This is a genomic window from Natrinema pellirubrum DSM 15624, assembly GCF_000230735.2.
GTDB classification, from domain to species: domain Archaea; phylum Halobacteriota; class Halobacteria; order Halobacteriales; family Natrialbaceae; genus Natrinema; species Natrinema pellirubrum.
The window spans coordinates 144383-167403 of record NC_019963.1 but is presented as its reverse complement, the minus strand read 5'-3'; the positions used below and the strand labels follow the sequence as shown (position 1 = coordinate 167403).

Below are 23021 nucleotides of genomic sequence, written 5' to 3'. Positions count from 1 at the left end.
GAAACCTCGTTCTGACTGCGTAGTGCGGTGGTGTTTTTGAGCGCCTGCGAAGGGTGCAGGCGCGTTCGGTCGTGCCTGCACAGCATAGGTGATTCGAGATGCGATACCACCACCAGCGACAGGTATACCGACAGACGGAGGCGCGATGAACGATGCCGGTTGACCTCAGCGAGATCGAGGCAGCCGAAGTCGAACTGGAACAGTGGTTGGTCGAACAGACCGAGAACGGCGTCCCGGAGATCGTCCTCGTAGGGCTCCTTCGGGACTACGCGGACGACATCGAACATCTCGGCTATGTGCCCCGAATGTGGGGTGAGTCAGAGCAATGAGACGAACCAACACCTTCGAAGTCGTTCCTCAGTCGGAACAAGACGGGGCCGTCCTTCGACGCCTCCTCGAAGCATCAGCGAGCCTCTGGAACCAGTTGACGTATGTGCGCCGGCAGCAGTTCTTCGCCGGCGGGAGCGTCTGGGAGTGTGAGAACTACTACGACGAATACGTCGACGTGTTAGGGTCGGCGACGACCCAGCAGGTCACCCGCGTCAACGACGCCGCTTGGCGGTCGTTCTTCGAAATGGTTGAGGAGGCCGACCAGGAGGTCAGTCCGCCCGGCTACTGGGGGAACCAAGCCGACGGGCGCGACCTGCGGACCTACATCCGCAACGACGCCTACACGATCAACTGGGGCGAGCGCTCCCGGCTCGAAGTGCCCATCGGCAGCCAGCTCAAAGACGAGTACGGCTTCGGGCGGGCCGAACGGCTCCGGGTTGCCGTCCGCGGGGAGCCACACTGGCAGGGCGAGCAGGGCCGGCTCCACCTCACCTACGACGACGTCGACCAGACGTATCGCGCCCATCAACCAGTGACAGTCCCTGAGAGCAAGCCGGCGACGCCGGCGGGGACGGACGTCGCCGCACTCGATATCGGCGCGAACGTCCTCGTGGCGTGTACGACGACGGCCGGTGAACAGTACTGGTACAGCGGTCAGGAGCCGTTTCGGCAGTTCCGTGAGACGACCCAGCGCATCGCCGACGCCAAAGCCAAGCTGCCGGATGGACAGCAGACCAGCAATCGAATCCAGCGGCTCCATCGGAAGCGGTCCCGCCGGCGCGACCACGCCGTGAACGCGCTCCTTCGTGATCTGGTCGAGCGACTCCACGATGACGGCGTCGAAACCATCTACCACGGCGATCTCACCGGCGTTCTCGGCGAGTACTGGTCCGTCGAGGCGAACCTCAAAGCGCGTACCTTCTGGGCGCATCGGCAGTGTCTCGACCAGCTCGCGAACGTCTGTGAGGAGTACGGCATCGAGGTGGCTTCACTCTCCGAGGCGTGGACCTCCCAGACGTGTCCGGAGTGTGGCGAACGCGAGCGGACGCGCCGACATCGCGAGACCCTGCGGTGTCCGTGTGGCTTCGAGGGGCACGCCGACCTCGTCGCGTCGCGGACGCTGGTCGAACAGGCGACGAACACCGCGGTCAGGCCGACGGCACGGCCCGTGCGGTTCCAGTGGGACGACCACCAGTGGTTCCCCGTCGAGGAAGCCACGGTGGCTCCCAACGAATAGCGCACAGACCCGTAAGGTGCCGCCGTGGTGTCGCCGTGCCACCAGTGAGCGGACGCTCCGTGTACGCGGAGTGGATGTCGATCCGCTGGTCGCTCGCTTTTCCAACTGCTAGCGCTTTCAGTAATGCTCTAACTGTTGTCGGTGGAATGGGGGGTTATGTGGGTAGAGCGTGTCATAGAATCCAACTCATAGCTTGAGCATCTCACGTCCTGGATCGTGTCCTCGCTCGTAGTTGGTGATTGCAATGACGATCCGAAGACATAGCGCAACGAACACTTCTGTTCGTGCGTGGACGCGGCCTCGGGCGCGGACGTGCCCGAGGCCGCAGTCCTTGACTGCGTCGTTGGTTCGTTCGATTCCTGTCCGGTTGTTGAACGTCTCGTCCAAGATGGATCGTTTCAGCTGAACGTCCTCGCTGTGTTCCTCAATGCGGTCTTCGACCCTGTACTCGATGTCTTTCGGGTCGTCAGTGTTTCGCGGGTTGTACGGAGCGATTGGCACGACTCCTGCGGTCAGCAGGTAGTCGTGCCAATCGAGGATGTCGTAGGCGCTGTCTCCAAGCATCCAGATCGGTGTATCGACGGCGAGCGCGTCACCCGTGACGCGCATCGCCGTCTCTTGGTCTGCTTGTTTGGCCTGTGTGAACTCCGCTGCTATCGGGATCTTTGCACCGGTTGAAACGATCGTACAGCCGAAGCCGTAGTAGTACTCTTCGGCTGTTGGATCGTAGTTCCATGAGGCAGCGTCGTTGTACTGGATCGCCTCGATGTGCGTCGAATCGATAGAGTACGTCGAGTCGAGCAGGCCGCGGACGGCGGCCTGCTCGACGAGCCTGTCGAAGACATCGTTGATAATGTGTTCGAGATCAGTGAGAAACCGGTCAATGGTGTCTCTCGATGGCGGTTTGTCGAGTCCGCAGTAGTACCAGACAAGGCCGTGCTGGAGTTCTCGCGTGACTGGGCGTGTTCCGTAGATGTTCTTGTAGTAGCAATGGAGAAAGGCGCGAAAGAGATCAGGTGGCTGGTGAACTCGTGTTCGCCCCCGGCGAGCGGGGGCGAACACGTCGTACTCCAGTAGAAACTCGAACTCAAGATACTCAAACAGCGGAACTGTTTCCGTAGCCGCTGCATTCAAAAACTCATCGACCGAAGCAACGTCTTGCAGGGTCGCGGTTGTGCTGGACACACTTTCCGCACCCTGCTGCTTCGTACGTGACGCTTTCTATGACACGCTCACGTATTTGTAACTTTCTTTCTCGTGATATAATATCCCAGATCACGGTGAGGATAGCATGGTCTATTAATAATAGAATATGATATATACTGTCGATCAGATACGGAGAGGGAAACATCTATTAGGCTGTTTCATAATCTTCCGTTATATGTCTGCCGAGCCAATCACGACCTTCGAGTCGTCCCTCGACGAGGTCGGGGTCGAACTCGTTCGGACGACGTCCGATCAGTTCGAGTCAACGCTTCCTCCGCTTCTCGACGCTCCCGCGGTCGGCACTCCGCTTCCGTTCGAGAACGTCTCCCTGCCGGACACCGTGGCGACCGATCCGACGGTGCAGGAACTCGAGGCCGCGGAAACCGGCGTCACCGCTGCCGGATACGGCATCGCCGACTACGGATCCGTAATCGTCCAGGGTGGGCCCGACGGCGAGGAGCCGGTCAGCCTCTACGCCGACGAACACGTCGCCGTCGTCGCCGCTAGCGATGTCCTCCCGGACATGGACGCGACGTTCGATCGGCTCGCCGAGGACGTCCGTAGCGGTGCCGGGCAAGCCGTCATCGCGACCGGACCGAGCGCCACCGCGGACATGGGCGCGCTCGTGAAGGGGGCTCACGGCCCGATGGAGGTCACTGTCGTTCTCCTGGAGGACAGATAGATGAGCGTCGATGACCGGCAGCGGAAAGCCGAACGCATCCGCCACCTCCTCGACACCGAGGGCGACAGCGTCCACGAGAACACGCAGGTCTTCAACGACGGTCGCTACGAGTCCACCGCGGATCTGGAGGACTACGAGGGCCTCAAAGACGAGGCCCGTGCGATCAAGGAGGACGCCATCGAGCGCCTCCCCGAACTCATCGATCAGGTTACCGAGGCGGTCGAAGCCAACGGCGGCACCGTCTACATCGCTGACGACGCCGCCGACGCGAACCGATACATTACGGAGGTCGCCGACGGTCGCAACGTCGTGAAGTCGAAGTCGATGACCAGCGAGGAGATGGAGGTAAACGAGTCCCTCGAAGCCAGCGGCGCGGACGTCTGGGAGACCGACCTCGCCGAGTTCGTCCTGCAGGTCGCCGACGAGGCGCCCTCACACATCGTCGCCCCGGCGATCCACAAGTCCCGCGAGGAGATCGCTGAGCTGTTCAACGAGGTGTTCGAGCCGGAGGAGCCCCTCGAAACTGCCGAGGAGCTGACGCAGTTCGCCCGCGAGTATCTCGGGGAGAAAATCCTGGACGCCGAAGTCGGTATGACGGGCGCGAACTTCGTCACGGCGGACACCGGCACGCTCGCGTTAGTCACGAGCGAGGGCAACGCCCGCAAGTGCGTGCAGGCGACGGACACTCACGTTGCGGTCGCGGGCGTCGAAAAGATCATCCCGACCATCGAGGACCTCCAGCCGTTCGTCGAACTCATCGGCCGGTCGGGAACCGGACAGGACATTACCTCCTACGTCTCGCTTTTCACCCCGCCCGGCGACTCACCGACCTTTGGCGAGGGTGACGAACTTGGTCCCGGCGATGACCGCGAGTTCCACCTCGTGCTCATCGACAACGGTCGGATGGAGATGCGCGAGGACGACCAGCTCCGGGAGACGCTGTACTGCATTCGGTGTTCGGCGTGCGCGAACTCCTGTGCGAACTTCCAGCACGTCGGCGGCCACGCGTTCGGCGGCGAGACGTACTCCGGCGGCATCGCCACCGGCTGGGAGGCCGGCGTCCACGGACAGGACAGCGCCGCGGAATTCAACGACCTCTGTACTGGTTGTAGTCGGTGTGTGAATCAGTGTCCGGTGAAGATCGACATCCCCTGGATAAACACCGTCGTCCGCGACCGCATCAACCGTGGGAAGGACGGCGACCTCGACTTCCTCGTCGAGGGGCTCACCCCGGACGAGGAACCCGGCGGCGTCGACCCGCAGAAGCGCTTGTTCGGAAACTTCGACACGCTGGCGAAGCTCGGGTCGGCGTTCGCGCCACTTTCGAACTGGGTCGCACAAACCGGCACCGCCCGATCCCTGATGGAGCGAACCCTCGGTATCGATAGCCGCCGCGAGCTCCCGGAGTTCGAGCGCGAATCCCTCGTCGAGTGGTTCGAGGACCGTGGGTCGCGGGTGGACCCCGACGAGGCGCGCCGGCAGGTCGCGATCTATCCCGACGCGTACACGAACTACGTGCGCACCGAGCGCGGTAAAGCTGCCATCCGCGTCCTCGAAGCCCTGGACGTCCACGTCGACGTCCCGGCCGCCGGGGAGAGCGGACGCGCACCGCTCTCACAGGGAATGGTGACGACCGCCCAGGGCAACGCCGAAGCCGTCTACGACGCGCTTGCCCCCGCCGTCGCGGCAGGCCACGACGTCGTGGTCATAGAGCCCTCGGACCTCGCGATATTCCATCGGGAGTACGAACGGCTCCTCCCCGAGGACGACCACGCTGCGCTGAAGAACAACAGCTACGAGATCATGGAGTACGTCTACGGCTTGCTCGAGAACGGCGCGGACGTCGACGCACTTCCCGGCGGCGACGACGATCAGATCGCCTATCATAGCCACTGCCAGCAGCGCACGCTCGATCTGGAGCCCTACACGGTTGCGGTCCTCGAGGACTGCGGGTTCGACGTCACGACCTCGGACGTGGAGTGTTGCGGGATGGCCGGGAGCTTCGGCTACAAGTCCGAGTACTACGAGCTCAGCGTAGACGTCGGCGAGGAACTCGTCGACCAGTTCACGACGGAGGAGAATGCGGACCGCACCGTCGTGGCCAGCGGCACCTCGTGTCTCGAACAACTCGACGCACTGCTCACGCGTCGGCCTGCACACCCCGTACGGCTACTCGACACGCAGTGACGAGCCGAGAGCGGAGAGACCACAACGGGTCGTTCCTGGAGGGACTCCGTGGATGGCGGGTTCCGGGAGCGGGCATACGCTATCGGGGGTATCCGCCGTAATTGTGCGAAGAGAGTTCGTTTCGCACCCGCCGCAAAGCTGTGCGGGTTCGACGGTCTGATATAGGTAGTCACGACACTGCGGGTATGAGCCGGTTCACTACAACGATCGACGTTCGGTTCCGGGACATCGACGCGATGGGGCATGTGAACAATGCGGTGTACGCGACGTATCTCGAACAGGCGAGAGTCGAATACTTCGCCGAGGTACTCGGGCGGTCACTCGATACTACCGCGTCGGTCCTCGCATCGCTCTCGATCGACTACCGGGCGCCCGTCGAACTCGACCAGGGGTCGGTTACCGTCGCGGTCGACGTGCCGGAACTCGGCACCTCGAGTATCCCGATGGAGTACGAGATCCGAACGGAGGAGGAGATCGCGGCGACGGCGGACACCGTTCAGGTGCTGTACGATGCCGAAAACGAGGAATCGCGGCCGATCCCGTCCGACTGGCGGGGGACGATCGAATCGTATCACGACCTGTAACCGCCGAGGCTGCGAAGCCCGACGTCGACTCCTCCTGCCGTGTGTCAGTCCCCGTCCTCGGTCTCGATGGCTGGGTCGTGCCGCCGGAACCAGTCAGTCAGTTCCTCGACGCGATGGGTCGCACGCGACGGATCCCCGATGTTGTGGTGTTCGTCCTCGTAAATAACCAGCCGCGCGGGGACGTCCTGTTTTTTCACGCTGACGTAGAGCTGCTCGGCCTGGGACGGCGGGCAGCGCCAGTCCTCGCCGCCGGCAGTGACGAGGAGCGGGGTGTCGATGTCGCCGGCGCGCGTGAGCGAGGAAATTTCGCGGTACGTCTCGACGTTTTCCCACGGCATGCCGAACTCCCAATCGTGCCAATTGTGATTATCATCGGTACCAAATGTCGAGTAGAAATCATAAATGCCGTGTTCGGGCGCCGCGTCGGGGTCCTCGCGGTCGAAGCCGGGCGGCAGGTAGACGATGGCCTCGACCTCGCGGCCGTCCTCGTTCTCGAAGGTGACGCGCTCGGTCATCGGGTGCTCGTACTCGGTGAGGAACGATTCGTTGAGCAGCGACACGCGGGTGAGGTCCTCCTCCTCGCCGGTTTCGAGGTCGTCGGTGGCGACGGTGTAGACGTCCGATCCGCCCTTGGGACTCGCGAGCGTGCAGGTGACGGTGCCGCCGGCCAGGTCGAATCGCCCGAGGTCACGGTCGCGGCCCTGCGAGTCGAACACGCGCGTCGGGGCGTCCTCGTCGGGGTCGAGCTCGACGAGACGGGTCCTGCCCTGATCGGCAAACGGGCAGACGATCGTGTCGTCGTCCTGCCAGCGCGGCGCGCCGAAGCGAGCGACCGTGCGATCCAGCGACGCGGAGACCGAATACGGGATCGCCGTCTCGTCGTCAGGCGCGACGTACACTTCGGTCGGCTGGTACCAGTTCGTCGGGTTGCCCGCGGCAAAGGCCAGCCGGTCGCCGTCGGGCGACCAGACCGGGTCCGAGCAGCGTTGCTCGCCGACGGTGACCGTCCGTCGCTCGGAGCCGTCGGGCGCGATGGTGAACACGTCGACGACGAGCGTATCGTCGGGGTCGTCGGCGTCGACGTCGGGAGAGTTCACGTCGACGGAGACGTACGCGATACGCTCACCCGGGCCCCACGCGGGCTGGAGCCCCATCAGGGGTTCCGAGGAGCCGGCGCCGTAGGCGTCGTCGAGCCGCCTGCGCTCGCCGGTCGCGACGTCGACGACGAACAGGTACGTCGTCACCGTGTCGGTGAAGCCGACGCCGTCGAACTTGTGCTGGAGGCGTTCGGTCTCGATCGGGCCGCCCTCCTCCCGTTGCTCCAGGTACTCCTGTTCCGCCTCGGTCGGATCCCGGGCGGAGACGACGATGCGGTCGCCGTCGGGCCCCCAGTCGAACTCCCGCACGCCCTCGTCGAAGTCGGTGACCTGTTCAGCGTCGCCGCCCAGCGACAGGTCGAAGCACCACACCTGCGTTTCGAGTCCCTCGTCCCCATCGTCCCCGCCAGTTCCGTCGTCGGAGCTGGCCTCCTCCTCGTCCGCAGCGTCGTCCTCGCGTCCCTGGCGACGGGCGTAATCGGTCTCGCGCGACGCGAGGAACGCGAGGCGGTCCCCCTGCGGCCCCCATTTCGGTGACTGCGCCTCCGAAACGCGCGTGAGTCGGTGCGGCTCGCGAGAGCCGTCGGCCGGGGCGACGTACAGCGTGCTGTGGCGCTCGTCGTCGGCTTCGTCGAACTCGTCGGCGACGAACGCGACCCGGTCGCCATCCGGGGCCACGGCGACGTCATTCGGCAGCTGGAGGTCGTAGTGGGTCTCGAGCGGTATCTCGTCCGGCATGGGGTCGCGTACCGAGCGCGGGGATTTGGTGTTCACTCCTAGGAACCAGGACAACGTGACAGCCATTCTTCTCACCGAACCGTTCGAATGTTTGGATCACCTCGTATCTTCGAGGAACACCGCGTCAAACTGTTGCGTTTTGGCGTTAGTGAGTACTTCTCGATACGCCGACGCTTGTTCGAAAGACGGTTGTACGCTCGCGCTAAGTGTGGTCTTGCCTTGGTCCAGTTGTTCGATTCGTATTCCCTCGAGCGCTTGATTCCATTTCTCGATTCAAGCGCGTTCTACTTGCTCGTCTACCGGAACGCTTGGCTGTCTGCGTCGTGAATGAACTTCGTGATACCGAGGTTAATCCCGACGGTGTCTTTCACGTCGGTGTCTTCGGCGGTAGATTTCTCGGGTGGTCCACATCATAGTCAACGATGATACGAACTGTCTAGTCACCGATTTTCTACTTTTTCAGAATGACTTCTTTGATTGTGGCGTCGTCTGGAAGTTGCCGGTGAAAATTTTCAGCCGGTGTTCTTCATGCCGGCGGCGATTCCTTTGACCGTCAGGCGGAGTGTGCGTTCTGCCTGATTGGTACGGTGGCTTTGGTTGAGAAGGTCAATCTGGAGGTAGTTGAGTGGGTCAACATAGGGATTGCGGCGGTTGAGGCTCTCTCGGAGCCACGGGCGGTCGACGAGGTCGTCGCGCTGGGTGGTGGCGAGGACGTGGCCGCTCGCATTCTCGTACTCGGCCTGGATGCGTGGGAAGAATTCCTCGCGGAGGTCGTCTTCAGCGAGGTTAGCGTACTCGCTGGCGATCTCCATCTCGGTGCGGGCAAGGCTGAGCGCGGCGTTGTCGAGGGTAGTCTGGAAGACAGGCCACCCCTCGTACATCTCGCGGAGTACTTGGAGGTCGCCGCCTTTGTCGAGGTAGGTCTGGATGCCAGTGCCGAGGCCATACCAGCCGGGAATGATGCAGCGGGACTGGGTCCAGGAAAACACCCAGGGGATAGCGCGGAGGTCCTCAACGCTGCGCTCTCCGCTTCGGGAGGCGGGGCGGGAGCCGAGGTTGAGCTGTTCGATGACGGTGATTGGGGTGGCTTGCTCGAAGTAGGAGACGAATCCCTCGGTTTCGAGGAGGTCGCGGTAGGCATCGCGGGCGGCTTCGGCCATGATGTCCATGGCGTCCTCCCAGTGGCCAGGGAGACGGTCATCTGGCTGGGTGACAGCGGCGTGCCGGGAGCGGACCTGGGCGTTGAGCATCTGTTCGAGTTCGCGCTCAGCGATGCGCGGATTCCCATATGTTTCGGCGATGGCTTCGCCCTGTTGGGTGAACTTGACCTCGCCGGAGACGGTCTCTTTGGGGAGGGCAAGGAGGGCTTCGTTCATGGGGCCGCCACCACGGGAGATGGAGCCGCCGCGGCCGTGGAAGAAGCGGAGACCAACCCCATAGTCGTCGGTGATCTGGGCGAGGCGACGCTGGGCGCGGTCGAACTCCCAGTTCGCGGCGAGGAAGCCGTTCTCCTTGTTGGAGTCCGAGTATCCGAGCATGACCTCTTGGACGCCGTCGCGGGCTTGGAGGCTCTGGGTATAGGCGTCGTTCTCGAAAAGTGTGCCCATGATGCGGCGGGCGCCGGAGAGTGCGGATTCGGTCTCAAGGAGGGGGACGATGTCGATACCGGCGTGGTCGGGGAGGCAGGTGACGCCAGCCTGGTCGGCGAGGAAAAGGACTTCGAGGACGTGGCTGGGTTCCTCGGTCATGCTGATGGCGTACATGTCAATGGCCTCGGGGCCGTACTCGCGCTGCCAGTTCTCGAGGGCGTCAAAGCGGCGAAATACGCGGCTCGCGTCGTCGTCGAGCCCCTCGGTATCGGTGAGGTCGAGGACGGGTTGGTCCTGGAGGATGGCCTCCGTGAGGAACTCCACGCGCTCACCCTCGTTCATCCCGGTGTAGTCGATGTTCTTCTGAGAGAGGGCCTGTTCGAGGGCGCCGGTGTGCATCTGCTGGTGGTCGCGGAGGTCGAGGGCGGCGAGGTGGAAGCCAAAGGTCTCGACCTGCCGAATGAGTGGGTCGACGTACTCCGTGGCGACGTCGTCGAGGCTGGTGTTCCGGAGTGCCTCGGTGAGGCGTTCGAGTTCGCCGTGGAAGGCCGCCGAATCCTCGTAGCCTCCGGGTCGGACGTCGTCGACGCGGGAGACGCGTTCGAGCATGACGGCGACCTTCTGGCGGAAGGGTTCGTCGGGGTAGCGTTCGTTCGCGCGTTCGACGACGCCGGGGACAGCATGGGCGTCGGTTTGGAGGGATTCGGGGAGGCCGTTGACATCAACGCGGGTGGCGTCCTGGCTGAGGACGCCGGCGATGTCGGCGAGGGCCTCCTGATAGCGCTCAAGGACGAGTCGGCGCTGGCGGCCGAGGGTCTTCTCGGTGACTTCGGGAGTGACGTAGGGGTTGCCATCGCGGTCGCTGCCAGCCCAGGATCGGAAGTCAAGGATCTGGGGAACCTCGGGTGGATCGTCGTACTCGGCCTCGAGTGCGTCTTCGAGTTCCTCGTAGACCTGGGGAACGACGTCGAAGATGACGTTAGCGAGATACCAGTGGACATTTCGGGATTCATCAAACGGTTCCGGCCGTCGTTCGCGGACTTGGCGGGTCGTCCACAGGCTCTCGACGAGGGCGTCGAGGCGCTCGAGTTTGACTTTGCGTTCTTGGTCGGTGAGGCGACGTTCGTCGAGTTCCTTGATGAGGTCGCTGACGCGCTGGAGGGAGGCCTTCACGGTCTTGCGACGTGCCTCGGTGGGATGCGCGGTGAAGGTCGGTTTGACGCGAACGTCCTCCAGGACGCGGGCGACGGTTTCGGGTGGTGCGCCCTCGTTGGCGAGGGTTTCGACGGCTGCGCGGAGACTGTCCCCAAGGCTCCCCTCGTGTTCGCCGCGGCGCAGGGCTCGGATGCGTTCGCGTTCTTCGGCGAGATTGATGAGTTCGAAGTAGTTCGTGAACGCGCGGGCAATGTCCGTGTTGACGTCTTCTGGGTTCTGTCTGAGTGATCGCTCGAGTGGTCGTCGGTCCGGTGCGTCACCGCTACGATAGTCGATGGCGGCGGTACGGGCTGTTTCGACGGCTTCGAACGAGATATCCGATGCGTGGCCGGCGATGACATCCCCGAGAGTCTCACCGAGTTCGCGGACGTCCTGCCGCACGCTCCGACCATGTAACTCCATGCAGTCAACCCGTAATTCCATCCTAATGGATGTTTGGTTGTAGCACCGCCAGATCAACTAGATTGTGGCTCACAGCTTTCGCCGCTCTTCACCGTCGTGTTAAGGAAGAGGCGGTCAGAGTCTCAGATTCCTATGACCGAAACCGACCGCCTCAGCGAGTGTCCCGAGTGGATTAACTTTGGTTTTGTGGAGCGAGAGCGGACACCCCGCGAGATCATTGAAACGGGTATCCGCCACCATCTTGCTGGATTATCACTTCCAAATACAGGTATTCTTCTTGAGGAGTTGGGTGTCAAACGGGGTCGCACTGCAGTTCACAATTAGGTTTGAAAGGCCAATTTACAGCCAGCCGGAGTGGATCTGGGTCAACGACGAAGAGCACTCAAGGAACACTGGCTGTACGCTGCAGTCGATCCGCAGACGAACAGAATCCTTCATTCGCGGCTCTTTCCGACGTATACAATCCCGATCGGTTGAGCGTTTCTCATCGAGTTGTGTGAGAAACACGATGTCTCCGGCTCTGTGTTTCTCGTCGATGTCGCAGCCGATATCGCGGGCGCGCTCCGTCGAGAAAGGCTTGAATACCGCGTCGAGATCCACAGCTACAGAAATCAAGTCGAACGTGTCTTTCGTTCAGCCACGTCGATTCATCGACCGCGGAAACGTAGTTACAAGCCTACACCGTCTGGTGGAATCATGCCTAAGTTAACACGACCTTCTATCGAGGATATAATTTTCGGAGTAGTAACTTAATTACGTTGGAGGGATTCCGCTTGAATGCTGGTAGTTGAGTTCGTGTTCGTAGGTTGTGTCCTACTTCCGAGGGCGCTGGCTCCTTAAAACCCATAAATCGCTATAACACTATGATTCAATCACTCTAAATTCCTCAGTAGGTGCATCAGTCTCTCCCCATATTCTATTTGCCCCTCAATGGGTGAGGGGCTCGCTGTACTGGCGGGTTCCCGAAACACGGTGAGAACGATGGCAACTAGAGACATCTACGAAACTAGCTTCGACGAAGACGTCCGAACGGAATCGAGTGCGAACCAGTGTCCCGAGTGCGACGGTCGAGTCACCACGAACGCGGTCGAAACAGTCTGCGAGGACTGTGGCCTGGTCATCGACGAACAGCGCATCGATCACGGGCCGGAGTGGCGGGCGTACGACGACGAGAAGCGCGAGCGAACGGGTGCTCCACTCACTGCGGCCCGCCACGATCGCGGCCTGTCGACGGAAATCGGTCGCGGCACCGACGCGAAGGGGAACGAACTCTCGGGGCAGAAGCGACGGCGACTCGCGCGGATGCGCCGTGAGCAGACCCGCGGTCGCTGGCGGTCGAAAGCGGAACGGAATCTCGCCCACGGATTGGGCGAAGTGCGTCGGTTGACGAGTGCCCTCGAGCTCTCCGATTCGGTTCGCGACCAGGCGTGTCAGCTCTTCCGGAGCGCCCAGAATGAGGATCTGCTTCGTGGCAGATCCATCGAGGCCATCGCCGCGGCCAGCGTCTACGGAGCCTGCCGGTGCAACGGCCTCTCACGGTTAGTGGACGACATCAGCGAGATGGCGCGCGTCGCGGAGTCACGAGTCACGAACGCGTACAAAACGCTGAACGAAGAGCTGGGCCTCCCCGCTGAGCCCGTCTCCCCCAGCATGTTCGTGCCGCGACTCGCCTCGGACCTCGAGTGTCCGGACGAGATCCGACAGCGGGCCCGAGCCCTCGCGGAACAGGCCGAGGAGCGCGGCGTCACGACGGGCGTCCATCCGGCCGGGTTCGCCGCGGCCTGTCTCTACAAGGCCGGTCGCGAAGAGGGGCGATGGTTGACGCAATCCGAGGCCGCGGATGTGGCGAACGCCTCGAAGGCGACCGTCCGGGCACACCGGGATACGTTGGAGGAACAGGTCGCCTGAGACAGATCACGGTCTCTCCGTCTGTACTGCACATCGGTCTATCCACGCTACGATTTAAACACGAAGACGAGCGAAGTTCTCTGTAGACTACTCTGTAAGCTAGCCCACCTAAAGATGCGGACTTTCACCATGGACTCCCGCTCTAACCGAATCTGGTACGGGTTTGACCCCGTTCGCGTTCAGCATCCCGGTGTTCAAGCGCACGCCTACGGGTGCGCCTCCTTCGCCGCCAGTTTGGTTGCGAAGGAGTCGATAGCCGATGTTCTTCGCTGCGTTGTAGTCCGCGTGGTTCTCGTATCCACAGGACTGACAGCGGAAGGTGTCCTGCGACGGGCGGTTGTCCTCGTGGGTGAACCCACACGACGAGCACCGGCGGGACGTGTTCTTCGGGTTTACCTGCTTAACCTGAATCCCGCGTCCCTCGGCCTTGTACGAGACGTAGTCGTACAGACGATTGAATGCCCACTCATGGAACTGGCGGGCGTCGGGCATCCGATCGCGGATATCCGTCAGGTCCTCGAAGGCGATAACCGTACAACCACTCTCGCTCGCTTCAGCGAGGATGTCGTTCGCGATACGGTGAAGATACTGCTCGAAGCGCCCCGTCTCCTTGCGTCCGACCGCTTGGACGTTCTCGTGGGCCCACCGCGAACCACACTCCTGCAGCGACTTGCGGCGCTGGACGTACTCCGTTCGCCAGTGGTTGAGTTCGTCGGCAGACCAGAACGCGCCAGTCGAGGTGACGGCGATGTTCTCAATCCCGAGGTCCACACCGAGAACCGTTCCGTTCTCGGCCGGTTTGGGATCGTCCACGTCCGCCTTTGTTCGGACGTGGAGGTAGAAGTCACCACGGCGATAGTGGAGTGTCGCGCCTGTCGTCTCCCATCGTTCAGAACGCAGGTACTTCGAGTGGGGCGTGTCACGGGTCTTGTCGGGCAAGACGTACTCGGCGGTGACACGCCCATCGACAGTAGACAACACGGCGTGGTCGTCGTGGAACGTGGCGTTGCGCTGGTTGTATTCGCAGAACAGCGAGGAGAACGTCGGAATCGAAGCGTACTCGCCGTTCTTCCACTCGGCGACGATGCTCTTGAGCGCGTCAACAGCACGGTTACGAGCCGATTGGACGTGATTGCTGTGGAGTCGCGTCTGCTCGCGAACCTCGTCGTAGGTCATCTCATGCAGGACGGACGAACGGGTTTCAGCCCACTCGCCGTCCCACGCGGAGTCCACGACGTAATTGGCGGCCCACAGGAACTCATCAATCGTCTCGTGAAGCAGGTCCGCCTCTTCATCGGTCACGTCGAGTTTGACCGGGACAGTTCGACGGACCTCCATAAAACTCACAACTCGATCTATGCTTAAATGTATTAATATAGTCAGGTGGGGGATGCACCCCTCCACCGGCAACGGCGGTAGCGTAGGCAAGCGAACACACTCCTTCCCTCAGCTGCGGGGATCGGTTTCCACAGGGTGGTATCTATGAACGGTCGTTACTCCGACTTTGAGGAACTGCGGCCGACCGGCGAGGCGTCCCACATTCCGGACACGAGACTGGACGACGGGTGTGAGGGTGCCCCCCGGCGGCAACGCGTCGCGACGAGCGCTGGTGGCTACCCTGATGTGGCGACGGCCGCCGATGGCGAGTGCCGGTCCTGTGGGGCGTCAGTCCCAGACGGCCAGACGAAATGCCGGTTCTGTCTCAGCAACCATCTCGGGAGTGACGTCACTCGCACGGACGAGGCCGCGTCGACGACGTGCCTCGGCATCGTCCACCTGGTCGTCGAGTCGACCACGTTCTACGGCGCCGTGGCGAAGGGCGGCGCCGCGGCGAACCTCCTCTCCGCCAACGAGGCGGAGCCGGCCGTCGACGACTACACACTCCTCTACGACCTCGACGAGGCGCCGGCGCGCCAGCTGGCCGAGCAGTGGCCCTCACTCCCCGACGCGGTACAGGTGGCGTCAGCGGAGGGAGAGCGGCTTCTCAGTGCCGCCCGTGACCGGGCTGGGTGGCACGGGCAGGGAGCGTCGGAGCGGCAGGAGCAGGCCCCGACGCGGCTCTACGACCAGCGTGGGGACGGCATCCGCGACGCGTCGCGTCTCGACGCGGTCCTCGACGACGCCGACGACGCGGTGTGGCTGGTTCCAGCGATAGCGCTGACCGAATCCGCCGGCGAAGCTGGGGCTGATCGGCAGGCGTCGTCGGTACCGACGACGCAGGAACTCGACTGTCAAACCTGTGGACGGGCGACCGACCATCAGTTCAAGACCCACGAGTCGGTCCCGGATGAAGCGTGGACGGGGCAACCGATCTGGGAGTGTCGGGTGTGTGGCTCGGCTCGCTACGGACCCAGTCTCGAGTAGCGCCAGTGCTGGGCGTTGATTAACCAACAGACTGCGAGTACCGTCGAGGGTCGTTGGTTAAGGCAGCGAGCTCCTGCAACCCCGACGCCAGTCTCGATAGGGAGTCTTTCCGCGCCGGCGAGCGGTGAGGCGCTTCCGATGGAGCAAGAGTTCAAACAGGGCTACCGGATGCATCGTATACTCAGCAATCTCAACCGACTCGACGTCGACCGATTGGACGACGCGGATCGAGAGCGAGTCGAGACCGCGAGAGACCTCCTGGAAGAGGTGAGCCTTCTCACGCGGCCGAGCGACGGAGCCGGGGCGGACGCCCACGCAGATTCCTAACTGGCGTCGTCGGCCACACCTCGGGAGGCACCGCTCACGTTGGTTTATCGCCCCCGACAGGGGTGCGGGGGCGACCCCGTGAAGTCCAGATATGGCCACACTGCAAGCTGCGACGACGTCGACTGGCGCGATCGTATCGGATCCGCAGGCAGTCCGCGAGCTCTGTGAGAGCTACTGCTTCGGGACGCTCGACTGGGAGGTGACCGAAGACGGAGAGCTCACCATCTGGGGGTACGACGACTTCGAGGTGTACGAGGCGCGGGAGAACGGCCTGCCGGACTACGAAGGCGGGATCGTGACCCACGAATTCCTGCGAGAACTCGCCGACCACCTCGAAGCCAACGAGGAATTCGACATCCAGACAGCGGGGTTCACCAAGTGCCGCTTCCCAGTCCTGGCCAAGCGGTACGTCGTTCACGACGGCGAAGTCCTCCACGCGGACTTCAGTTCCCCCGACCCGATCGACGAGTAGCGTTGTTCGTCCCCCGGGAGGGGTGCGGGGCGGTCCAGTCGCGGTCGCCCCGTGAGGTGATTGCTCGATGGGACACCGCGCACTCGTTGCGTATGAACGCACAGACGGACAGTACACGCTCCACTACAGCCATTGGGGCGCAGCGAACCTGAAGCTCAAGCACCGAATCTCGGCTGAGTCGCCGTTCGGTGGCGACGACACCGACTCCAAGTGGGCGAAACAGCTCCTCGCAGAGCTGGCCGATGGCCTCGAGGCAGATGCGGTCGACGGCTACCTCGCCGGCGAGGATCGGCCGTCGACGGTCGTCGAGCCGAAGCCCCGCGCCACCGGGCTCACCCTCGACGAGATCGTCGCTGACCATCTCGACTACCTCCACCACGAGGCGTTCTTCGTGATGTCGACGACGTTCGAGGTGTCCGCCTATCGGACGCTGTGGTTCGGGCTCCAGTACGACTCGGAGACGGTCGAACAGGGAGAGACGGTCGGGAACGGCGCGCTCGCGACGGTGCGCTGGTACGACGGCGAGCCGGTCGGCGACGGCCACCTACAGGGACAGTTCGCGGCCCTCAAAGACGTCGTCGGCGATATGCTCGACAAGGGCGTCTTCACGCCGTCGACGGCGAGACAGTACCTGAAACGGAAGCTGGCCGAGCGAGTCGGAGATCGACAGGAGCTGCTCATTCCGACCGGAGAATCACCCTTCGAGAAGGCGAGCCTCAACCACTCCTAGTTCGATCTGCTTCGTGGCAGCTGCTGTTTTTCAGGGGCCGGAATGGGTGAGCCCCGCCAAAGGCTCGTGATTCGATGACCTCAGACGACGACCCGTTCCACGACTGCGAGTTGGATCCCGAGGCGATCCTCGGGACACACACCTTCGAAGATGTCCTGTTCACCGACGAGACGGAAACCCCTGTGAACGTGCTGACCGGCGAGACACCGGCACATTCGCAAGCAACCGTCGAGGAAGCGAAGGAGTTCGCTGCGAGTATCGACACAGAGACGCCCCAGATCGCGCTTCCGGCTTCCGTCGAGTCGCAGGTCGAAACACAGAGCAAGCCCTACACGGCGGCCGCGTTCTTCCACTTCAAGGCGACTGGCTCGCTCGAACGGCACCGCGCCTACCACGCCGCCTACGAGGCGGACGCGTTCCTGGTCGACTTCGAGGCTGACTACGAATCGGGCGACCTGACCATCACTGTCGAACGAACGGACGAAGCCTGAGAATCCGCCGTCACGAGGAGAGTTTTTCGAGCGCCGGCGATGGGTGCCGGCGCAGCTGGGGCGAGCAACGACACCCGGTGCGTCGGTGTTTCGAGGTGTTCGAGATGCACATGGTGATTTACGCTCTGGTAGAGGCATCGACGCACGACGACGCCCTGGCCACCGGAAAGTCGGTGTTCGACCGCCTGGTCGGCGCGGACCCACACGCCGGCGCCGTCTTCGACTACTATGTGACCTTCGACGAGGAGGACACGTCCGTTGCGGGGAAGGCACGATGGGGGGAGTTGCCGACGGCAGCCCCCGTCGACTCTGATGACGGCGAAGACCTGCTCGAACGTGGCTGGGAGGCGACGAAGGAGGAATTCGAGCGTAATCTCGACCGGGTGAAAGAGGCCATCGACGAGCTCTCCGACGAGGAGATCATGCGCGACGAGGACCTCGCCCGGCACGCGTTTCACAAGGTCGGTGCGTACGACGGCCCGACGATCTTCCTGTACACCGAACACGGAACCGGCATTCGCCACCGTGGACAGCTGGATCGACTCCTCGAGGAGAGTGAAGAGCTCTGGATCGTACCCGCTGACGTCCACTTCTGAATAATGCCTCGCATCACCAACTGGCGACGCGAGAGCCGCTCGCCGACGCTTGCGTATCGGAACACCGAGACCGGGGGGCGAGCCGTCCTGCATCGAGCCCCGGACTCCTACCGGTACAAGTGGCGCGGGGCAATCCTCGTGGACGGCTACCCGGTGTGGTCACGTGGGTACGAGACGAAGGACGCGACGTCGTTCCGTGACGAACTCCGGGAGCGGCCGGTCCCGGACCTCAGCTGCCCGGAGTGTCCGAACGACGACGTTCGCGTCGGCGAGAAGGCAGCAGACGGGGCGAAAATCCAGCGGTGGTACGACTGCCCCGACTGTGGGTACGAAGCCCCCACACGCATCGTCTACGGCGCTGAACGGTGAGTGAGTGAGCGCTGGGCGCTGTTTTTCATCCGGGCACGAGAAGGTGGCCCGGTACGACCGGGTGAGTCAACCAATGAGTCTCGAAGTACTTGACCGACACAGCGAGGCACTGTTCGAGTTCCTCTGGTGTCCCGTCTGCGGGCAGGAGGTCTTCACTCACATCCCCTTCGAGGGGGTGTTCTGCAAGAACTGCAACACCCAGGTCGAACTCCAGGAATCCCGAGAAACACGCGGCTACGAGGAGGCCGTACTCGCCTGCTTCGATTCAAGCACGACCTGGAACCTCCACGTCGACGAGAAACTGCGGCGCGACCTGCCTGATGGGTCGGCGCGCGTGAAGATCCTCGGTGCACCGGGCGCCTACAAGGTCGACTGGTGGAGTCCAGAGCCGGGGGAGGACTGGGAACCTGTCGAGTGCGGCGAGTTCGACGGCGTCGAGGAGCCAGACGGGGTGTCACATCTAGCGTAGAAAGGCAGGACAAGGACGGGGGTTGTTACGTGCGACACACCTCGCAATCGCCGCATCCACGAGTTGATCGTTCGCCGAAGGTCATCTCCGGGGAAGTTGAGACTACACCGGTTTTAGCAGGGCTTTAATGCGTGGTTTTGACCGAATCGGTGGGTGGAGACTGCTTCAGAACGCTCTCTAAACGACCATTATTGTTGTAATTTCTACCATATGGAGGGTTTTCTGCAACTTTCGGTAGCGTTGCCACTCAGACGGCCCTCTATCACGGGTAGAGCACCGTACTACCCGATTCCGGTCTCCTTCTTCAACAGGGTGAGCGTATTATCGGCAGTCACGATCGGTGACCGGTCGTATTCCCCAGTCAACTCGACTTGGACGAGTAAATCGACCGCTCGCCAGATCGAGTACAAGAGTCACGCGAATGCGAAGTAGAAGAACCGCAGCCCGAAATCCGTGGATGTCGTCGCGGCCATGAATCGCTTGATCGACCGATAGCCGCTCTCAATCTCCCACCGGTAGCCGTACTCACTGAGAAAACTGCCACCCCGGTTGGACATGAACACCGAGTACTGCCGATGATCGTCATACTCAGAGTCTTCTTTCCGGCGGTAGATTAGCGTCGTCTCATGCCACTCATTCTTCCCGAGATGGAGTTTGCGGTCGGTTTCGTATCGGTCTTGGTCGCGCTGAAGGAGTCGCTTGGCTTGGGATTTCTTGCTAGTCTGCATCCGTTTCGGGACAACATAGAAGAGCCCACGCTGGCCGATCATCTCCAAGACGTGCTGACTATCGAACTCTCGGTCCATCAGCACGTTATCGACGTGAACGAGGTCCTCGGCGGAGTTGAGCAAGTCCTCGACGATCTCTTTGCGTGACTCGCCTTTCTGTACCGGGCGGGCATCAAGGACCAGTGGGACTGCGTTACCGACCGGCTGGACTGTTGCCCATTGGTAGGCGTATTCGTCGTTCTTCTCTTTCGTCCCGATTATCTCGTCCTCGTGGCCGGTTCGGTCGCCCGTGAAGGGATCATCCTCAGTGATGTCGATCGCGACGATGCCTGCGCGGAAGAATTCCTCCGTCTCCGCGGCTTCATCCAGTAATCGTTTCACGGCGTGGCGGTACATCTCGCGAATCTCTGCGATCGAGAGCTCTCGAAGATGCTCACGATGGGCGTGGCCGAGTGGTGTCCGGTCACGTGTTGACTCGTAGATGAAGCTCCGAGCTCCCTCGTTGGCAGCCAAGTTCTCGCGAAGGCCGAGATAGGTCTGTAAGTCCCAGTAGGCGTTCTCGTGAATCTCACAGCCTTCACCACGATCCAACGAGAACATCGGGAAAACGACGTGCTTGACGTGGGCAGTGATCTCCTCAGCCTGTTCCAGTACAGCCTGACCGTCTAAGTTGGACTCATCGGCGTCGTCCCCTCGCTGGGGGAGCGTCCGGTCCGGGGCACGCGGAACGCTCACACCTGCGTTCTGGGCATTTATGAGGATTGTCCGGGCGGCTGTCTCGACTGTCTCACGCAATTCAGCTGTGAAGCGCTCGTGCCAACTGCGCCAGAGCGTCGACTGAGTCGGAATGCTATCAAGTCCGAGTTGCTCGTGAAGTCCGGGATGACAATCAAGGAATTCGACGAGTACTGTCTCATGGTCCCATTTATGGAGTTCCTTCAGTACGAACACTCGAAAGAGGGTGTCCATTTCGTAGCTCGTCGACTCCGTGTATCGGTCGTGTGGCTCGAACTCGAAATACGCGAGTGGAAGGCGACAGACGAAGTCGGTGACCGAGTCGTGTGCATTGTGCTTGAACCAGACGCTCGCTACCGTCTGAATATCTTCCTCAACTGCACTTAGAGAGCTGCGGTCGTGGAGTGGTGTCGAATCGTACGTCGGCCAATTATGGCGGAGGTGTTGTGCGATGTACCGGAAGACAGTCTGCTGTGATCCGCGCGTCGCCGTCACTACTCAACACTAGTTGCCTCGCCCTGATGAGTACAGTTCTTCGATGAGTAGAGGAAATGTACAAACCGCTGCGTGTTAGGCATAGGAAAGGGTTTCAATCCCGAAGGCTTTGAACTCCGTAAATCACGAACAGCAGTAACCCCGCTGCTACGCCCATCGCGATCTGACCACGAATAGGAGGAAACAGGGTGTTTATCCCGATAGCAACACCGATGAGCAAGACCGCTATGGTCACCCATGTTACGATCTCCTCCAACACAATAGAAGCAGAGCGTCCCGGATTGGATAATTCTTCGCAGGCCCGATGACAGATACCACTACTTAGTTTGCAGGTCTATCTAACGGCTATTCTACTACAGATGCTGACTAACTAACGGGGATTCTACAGAGCCACATAGCTCGATACTGTGCTATAGTGGGAGACGCCAAAACACTCCCTGACGGTTGATCCGATGCTCTTCATTTAGAATCCAAGTCAGCTGGTCGTGGTGAGCAGTTGGTCACAGTTCTGATCACCGAATGTGTTGGTTGAGAAAGCCGCGGCCGTACTGTGTTACCGCTCGCAGCAGGGGTCGTGCAGAGATGCGTCGAAGTATCGAGTTGTCTGGCGGCGTACTGCCGGCGAGGGAAGTCTCCCAGCCGGTCCGCGTCTGGAGGCGTTCTCGCTCCCGCGTTGCGGCTGCGCGAACCTTCTCGACATCCATTGATTCGACTGACCGTTCCTCCATCAGAATCTCACCGTTGACGACGACTGTCTCCACGTCGCCTGCGGTAACGGTGTTCATCAGTACGGAGGGGAGATTGCTGTACGGTTGGTGGCGCGGGGTATCGACGTCGATGACGACGAGGTCGGCACGCTTTCCCGGTTCGAGACTCCCGATCTGGTCGTCAAGGCCGAGTGCGCGTGCGGCCTTGATGGTGAGCATTTTGAGGAGGTCGTACGAGGACCATTGCTGTGCTCCATACTCGAAGTTCGCTAGTAACCGGGCGTGTTTGGCTTCCTGAATGAGATCCCAGGAGTCGAACCAGAACGGATCGTCCAGGCCGATGACGACGTTCGTGTCGAACTCTTGGAGCGCCGGGAGCGGGAACCAGGTTTGTCTCCCAGCTTGGAAGTAACTGTACACGGTTGGACAGTGAAGCACGTGCGCGCCGGCATCAGCGATCCGTCGTGCATTGTCCCGATCCGCGTGAAGCAAATGGGTTAGCAGCGTTCGGTCATCGAGGAGATCGAACCGGTCAAGCAAGTCCAGCGGGTCGTCAGCACCACTACCCGCCGCCATCGTATCTGCTTCAGCGGAGTCGTACAGGTGAGTATGGAGCCGCAAGTCGGGATAGTCGGCCCGAAGTTCAGCTACACCCTCCCAGAGTTCCCGCGAACAACCCGCTTCACCACCCGGTGCGATACTCGCGGTGACTCGCCCGTCGTAGGTATCGTGATACGTTTCGATGAATCGCCGGGCCTCTACGAGCTGCTCATCAGCGGACGCGGGGTCAAGAAAATCTGCGAGTTCCGGCCCAATCATACCACGTAATCCGCTCTCACCGATGGCTTCTGCTCCGAGTTCTGGCGTGAAATCCATCGCGTTGACGGTCGTGATGCCGTGCGTGAGTTGACGCAGGCAGGCGAGTTGCCACGCGGCCTCGAAGAACGAGTCGCCCAAGGTCGGTTCAGCGGTGTGGTACAACGCGAAAGCTTCTTTGAGTAGTTCAGTGCCGTCGAGTTCGCTGAACAAGCCTTGAACGAGCGTGAAATCGGTGTGGCGGTGACTATCGATCAGTCCGGGAATCACGACCTTGCCGCTAGCATCGATCACGTGCTCCGCAGTCGAGTCTCGGTCTCCAAGCTCAGTTGTTTCGACGGCTGAAATGGCTCCGTCGGTCACCCGAATAGAGCCGTTTTGGAGAATCTGATTCTCTGAGTTTACCGTGACGACGATTGCGTCGTGGATCAGGAGATCAGTCATTATTCGATGAGCAGGAGTCAGACCGGGAAAGCAATTCGGGGGGATGACACCACGGTGGGCGAACAGCATATCCATCCGACCGTCGGGAAGTCGTCACCATCGT

Annotated in this window: 19 protein-coding genes and 2 pseudogenes; 15 read left to right on the top strand and 6 right to left on the bottom strand. The window is 61.7% G+C overall.

All coding sequences use genetic code 11. The annotated features are described in order from the left end of the window. Window positions 1–152 precede the first annotated feature (152 nt). Window positions 153–329: a hypothetical protein gene (locus NATPE_RS22880; protein ID WP_006182404.1), complete on the top strand. Its 177-nt coding sequence runs from the start codon at window positions 153–155 to the stop codon at window positions 327–329. Beyond that, window positions 326–1567, top strand: coding sequence for an IS200/IS605 family transposon protein TnpB (locus NATPE_RS20495; RefSeq protein WP_006182403.1), 1242 nt, complete (start codon window positions 326–328; stop codon window positions 1565–1567). Before NATPE_RS22880 ends, NATPE_RS20495 begins: the two co-directional genes overlap by 4 nt. 186 nt (window positions 1568–1753) lie before the next feature. Here the strand turns inward: NATPE_RS20495 and NATPE_RS20490 are convergent, their stop codons facing one another. Continuing rightward, on the bottom strand, window positions 1754–2752 hold the full coding sequence (locus NATPE_RS20490) for an IS5-like element ISNpe2 family transposase (RefSeq protein ID WP_015298795.1): 999 nt from the start codon (window positions 2750–2752) through the stop codon (window positions 1754–1756). 196 nt (window positions 2753–2948) lie between these two features. Here NATPE_RS20490 and NATPE_RS20485 point away from each other — a divergent pair, with 196 nt between their 5' ends. From NATPE_RS20485 to NATPE_RS20475, 3 genes are all read left to right on the top strand, one after another. Then, complete coding sequence (locus tag NATPE_RS20485; RefSeq protein ID WP_006183376.1) at window positions 2949–3455, top strand: LutC/YkgG family protein; 507 nt, start codon at window positions 2949–2951, stop codon at window positions 3453–3455. Next, the gene (locus tag NATPE_RS20480) at window positions 3456–5642 is read left to right on the top strand and encodes an LUD domain-containing protein (RefSeq protein ID WP_006183375.1); all 2187 of its coding nucleotides are present in this window, start codon (window positions 3456–3458) and stop codon (window positions 5640–5642) included. Between the two features lie 185 nt (window positions 5643–5827). Further along, window positions 5828–6226 (top strand): acyl-CoA thioesterase, encoded by a 399-nt coding sequence (locus NATPE_RS20475; RefSeq protein ID WP_006183374.1) that lies wholly within the window; start codon window positions 5828–5830, stop codon window positions 6224–6226. Between the two features lie 44 nt (window positions 6227–6270). Here NATPE_RS20475 and NATPE_RS20470 read toward each other — a convergent pair whose 3' ends face one another. Together NATPE_RS20470 and ppc are read right to left on the bottom strand one after the other, a co-directional pair. After that, window positions 6271–8061, bottom strand: a complete 1791-nt coding sequence (locus NATPE_RS20470; RefSeq protein WP_006183373.1) for a S9 family peptidase — start codon at window positions 8059–8061, stop codon at window positions 6271–6273. Window positions 8062–8573: 512 nt separating this feature from the next. Next, window positions 8574–11267 (bottom strand): phosphoenolpyruvate carboxylase, encoded by a 2694-nt coding sequence (ppc, locus tag NATPE_RS20460; RefSeq protein ID WP_006183371.1) that lies wholly within the window; start codon window positions 11265–11267, stop codon window positions 8574–8576. Window positions 11268–11399: 132 nt separating this feature from the next. Here ppc and NATPE_RS21880 point away from each other — a divergent pair. Beyond that, a pseudogene (locus tag NATPE_RS21880) lies at window positions 11400–11935 on the top strand (IS6 family transposase). A 313-nt stretch (window positions 11936–12248) separates the two neighbouring features. Beyond that, window positions 12249–13175, top strand: a complete 927-nt coding sequence (locus NATPE_RS20450) for a transcription initiation factor IIB (protein ID WP_006183369.1) — start codon at window positions 12249–12251, stop codon at window positions 13173–13175. 108 nt (window positions 13176–13283) lie between these two features. Here the strand turns inward: NATPE_RS20450 and NATPE_RS20445 are convergent, their stop codons facing one another. After that, window positions 13284–14513 (bottom strand): RNA-guided endonuclease InsQ/TnpB family protein, encoded by a 1230-nt coding sequence (locus NATPE_RS20445; RefSeq protein ID WP_006183368.1) that lies wholly within the window; start codon window positions 14511–14513, stop codon window positions 13284–13286. Window positions 14514–14657: 144 nt separating this feature from the next. Here NATPE_RS20445 and NATPE_RS20440 point away from each other — a divergent pair, with 144 nt between their 5' ends. The 8 genes from NATPE_RS20440 (at window position 14658) to NATPE_RS20405 (ending at window position 18993) form a co-directional block, all read left to right on the top strand. Beyond that, window positions 14658–15539, top strand: coding sequence for a biosurfactant protein 1 (locus tag NATPE_RS20440; RefSeq protein ID WP_006183367.1), 882 nt, complete (start codon window positions 14658–14660; stop codon window positions 15537–15539). Window positions 15540–15677: 138 nt separating this feature from the next. Continuing rightward, window positions 15678–15866 carry a hypothetical protein gene (locus NATPE_RS20435; RefSeq protein ID WP_006183366.1) on the top strand — a complete coding sequence of 63 codons (189 nt, stop codon included), beginning with the start codon at window positions 15678–15680 and terminating at the stop codon, window positions 15864–15866. 91 nt (window positions 15867–15957) lie between these two features. Continuing rightward, window positions 15958–16338 (top strand): hypothetical protein, encoded by a 381-nt coding sequence (locus NATPE_RS20430; RefSeq protein ID WP_006183365.1) that lies wholly within the window; start codon window positions 15958–15960, stop codon window positions 16336–16338. 67 nt (window positions 16339–16405) lie between these two features. Continuing rightward, window positions 16406–17068, top strand: coding sequence for a DUF6735 family protein (locus tag NATPE_RS20425; RefSeq protein ID WP_006183364.1), 663 nt, complete (start codon window positions 16406–16408; stop codon window positions 17066–17068). Between the two features lie 74 nt (window positions 17069–17142). Then, on the top strand, window positions 17143–17559 hold the full coding sequence (locus NATPE_RS20420) for a hypothetical protein (protein ID WP_006183363.1): 417 nt from the start codon (window positions 17143–17145) through the stop codon (window positions 17557–17559). A 104-nt stretch (window positions 17560–17663) separates the two neighbouring features. Next, window positions 17664–18155 carry a hypothetical protein gene (locus tag NATPE_RS20415; RefSeq protein ID WP_006183362.1) on the top strand — a complete coding sequence of 164 codons (492 nt, stop codon included), beginning with the start codon at window positions 17664–17666 and terminating at the stop codon, window positions 18153–18155. A 3-nt stretch (window positions 18156–18158) separates the two neighbouring features. Next, window positions 18159–18524 carry a DUF7568 family protein gene (locus tag NATPE_RS20410; protein WP_006183361.1) on the top strand — a complete coding sequence of 122 codons (366 nt, stop codon included), beginning with the start codon at window positions 18159–18161 and terminating at the stop codon, window positions 18522–18524. 73 nt (window positions 18525–18597) lie between these two features. Continuing rightward, a complete protein-coding gene (locus NATPE_RS20405) occupies window positions 18598–18993 on the top strand; it encodes a DUF7567 family protein (protein ID WP_006183360.1) in 396 nt (131 codons plus the stop codon). A 281-nt stretch (window positions 18994–19274) separates the two neighbouring features. Here the strand turns inward: NATPE_RS20405 and NATPE_RS20400 are convergent. Together NATPE_RS20400 and NATPE_RS20395 are read right to left on the bottom strand one after the other, a co-directional pair. Further along, window positions 19275–20951 (bottom strand): annotated as a pseudogene (locus tag NATPE_RS20400) (transposase). 512 nt (window positions 20952–21463) lie between these two features. After that, entirely contained in the window at window positions 21464–22918 is a 1455-nt protein-coding gene (locus NATPE_RS20395; RefSeq protein ID WP_006183357.1) for an amidohydrolase family protein, read from the bottom strand. Between the last annotated feature and the right edge of the window lie 103 nt (window positions 22919–23021).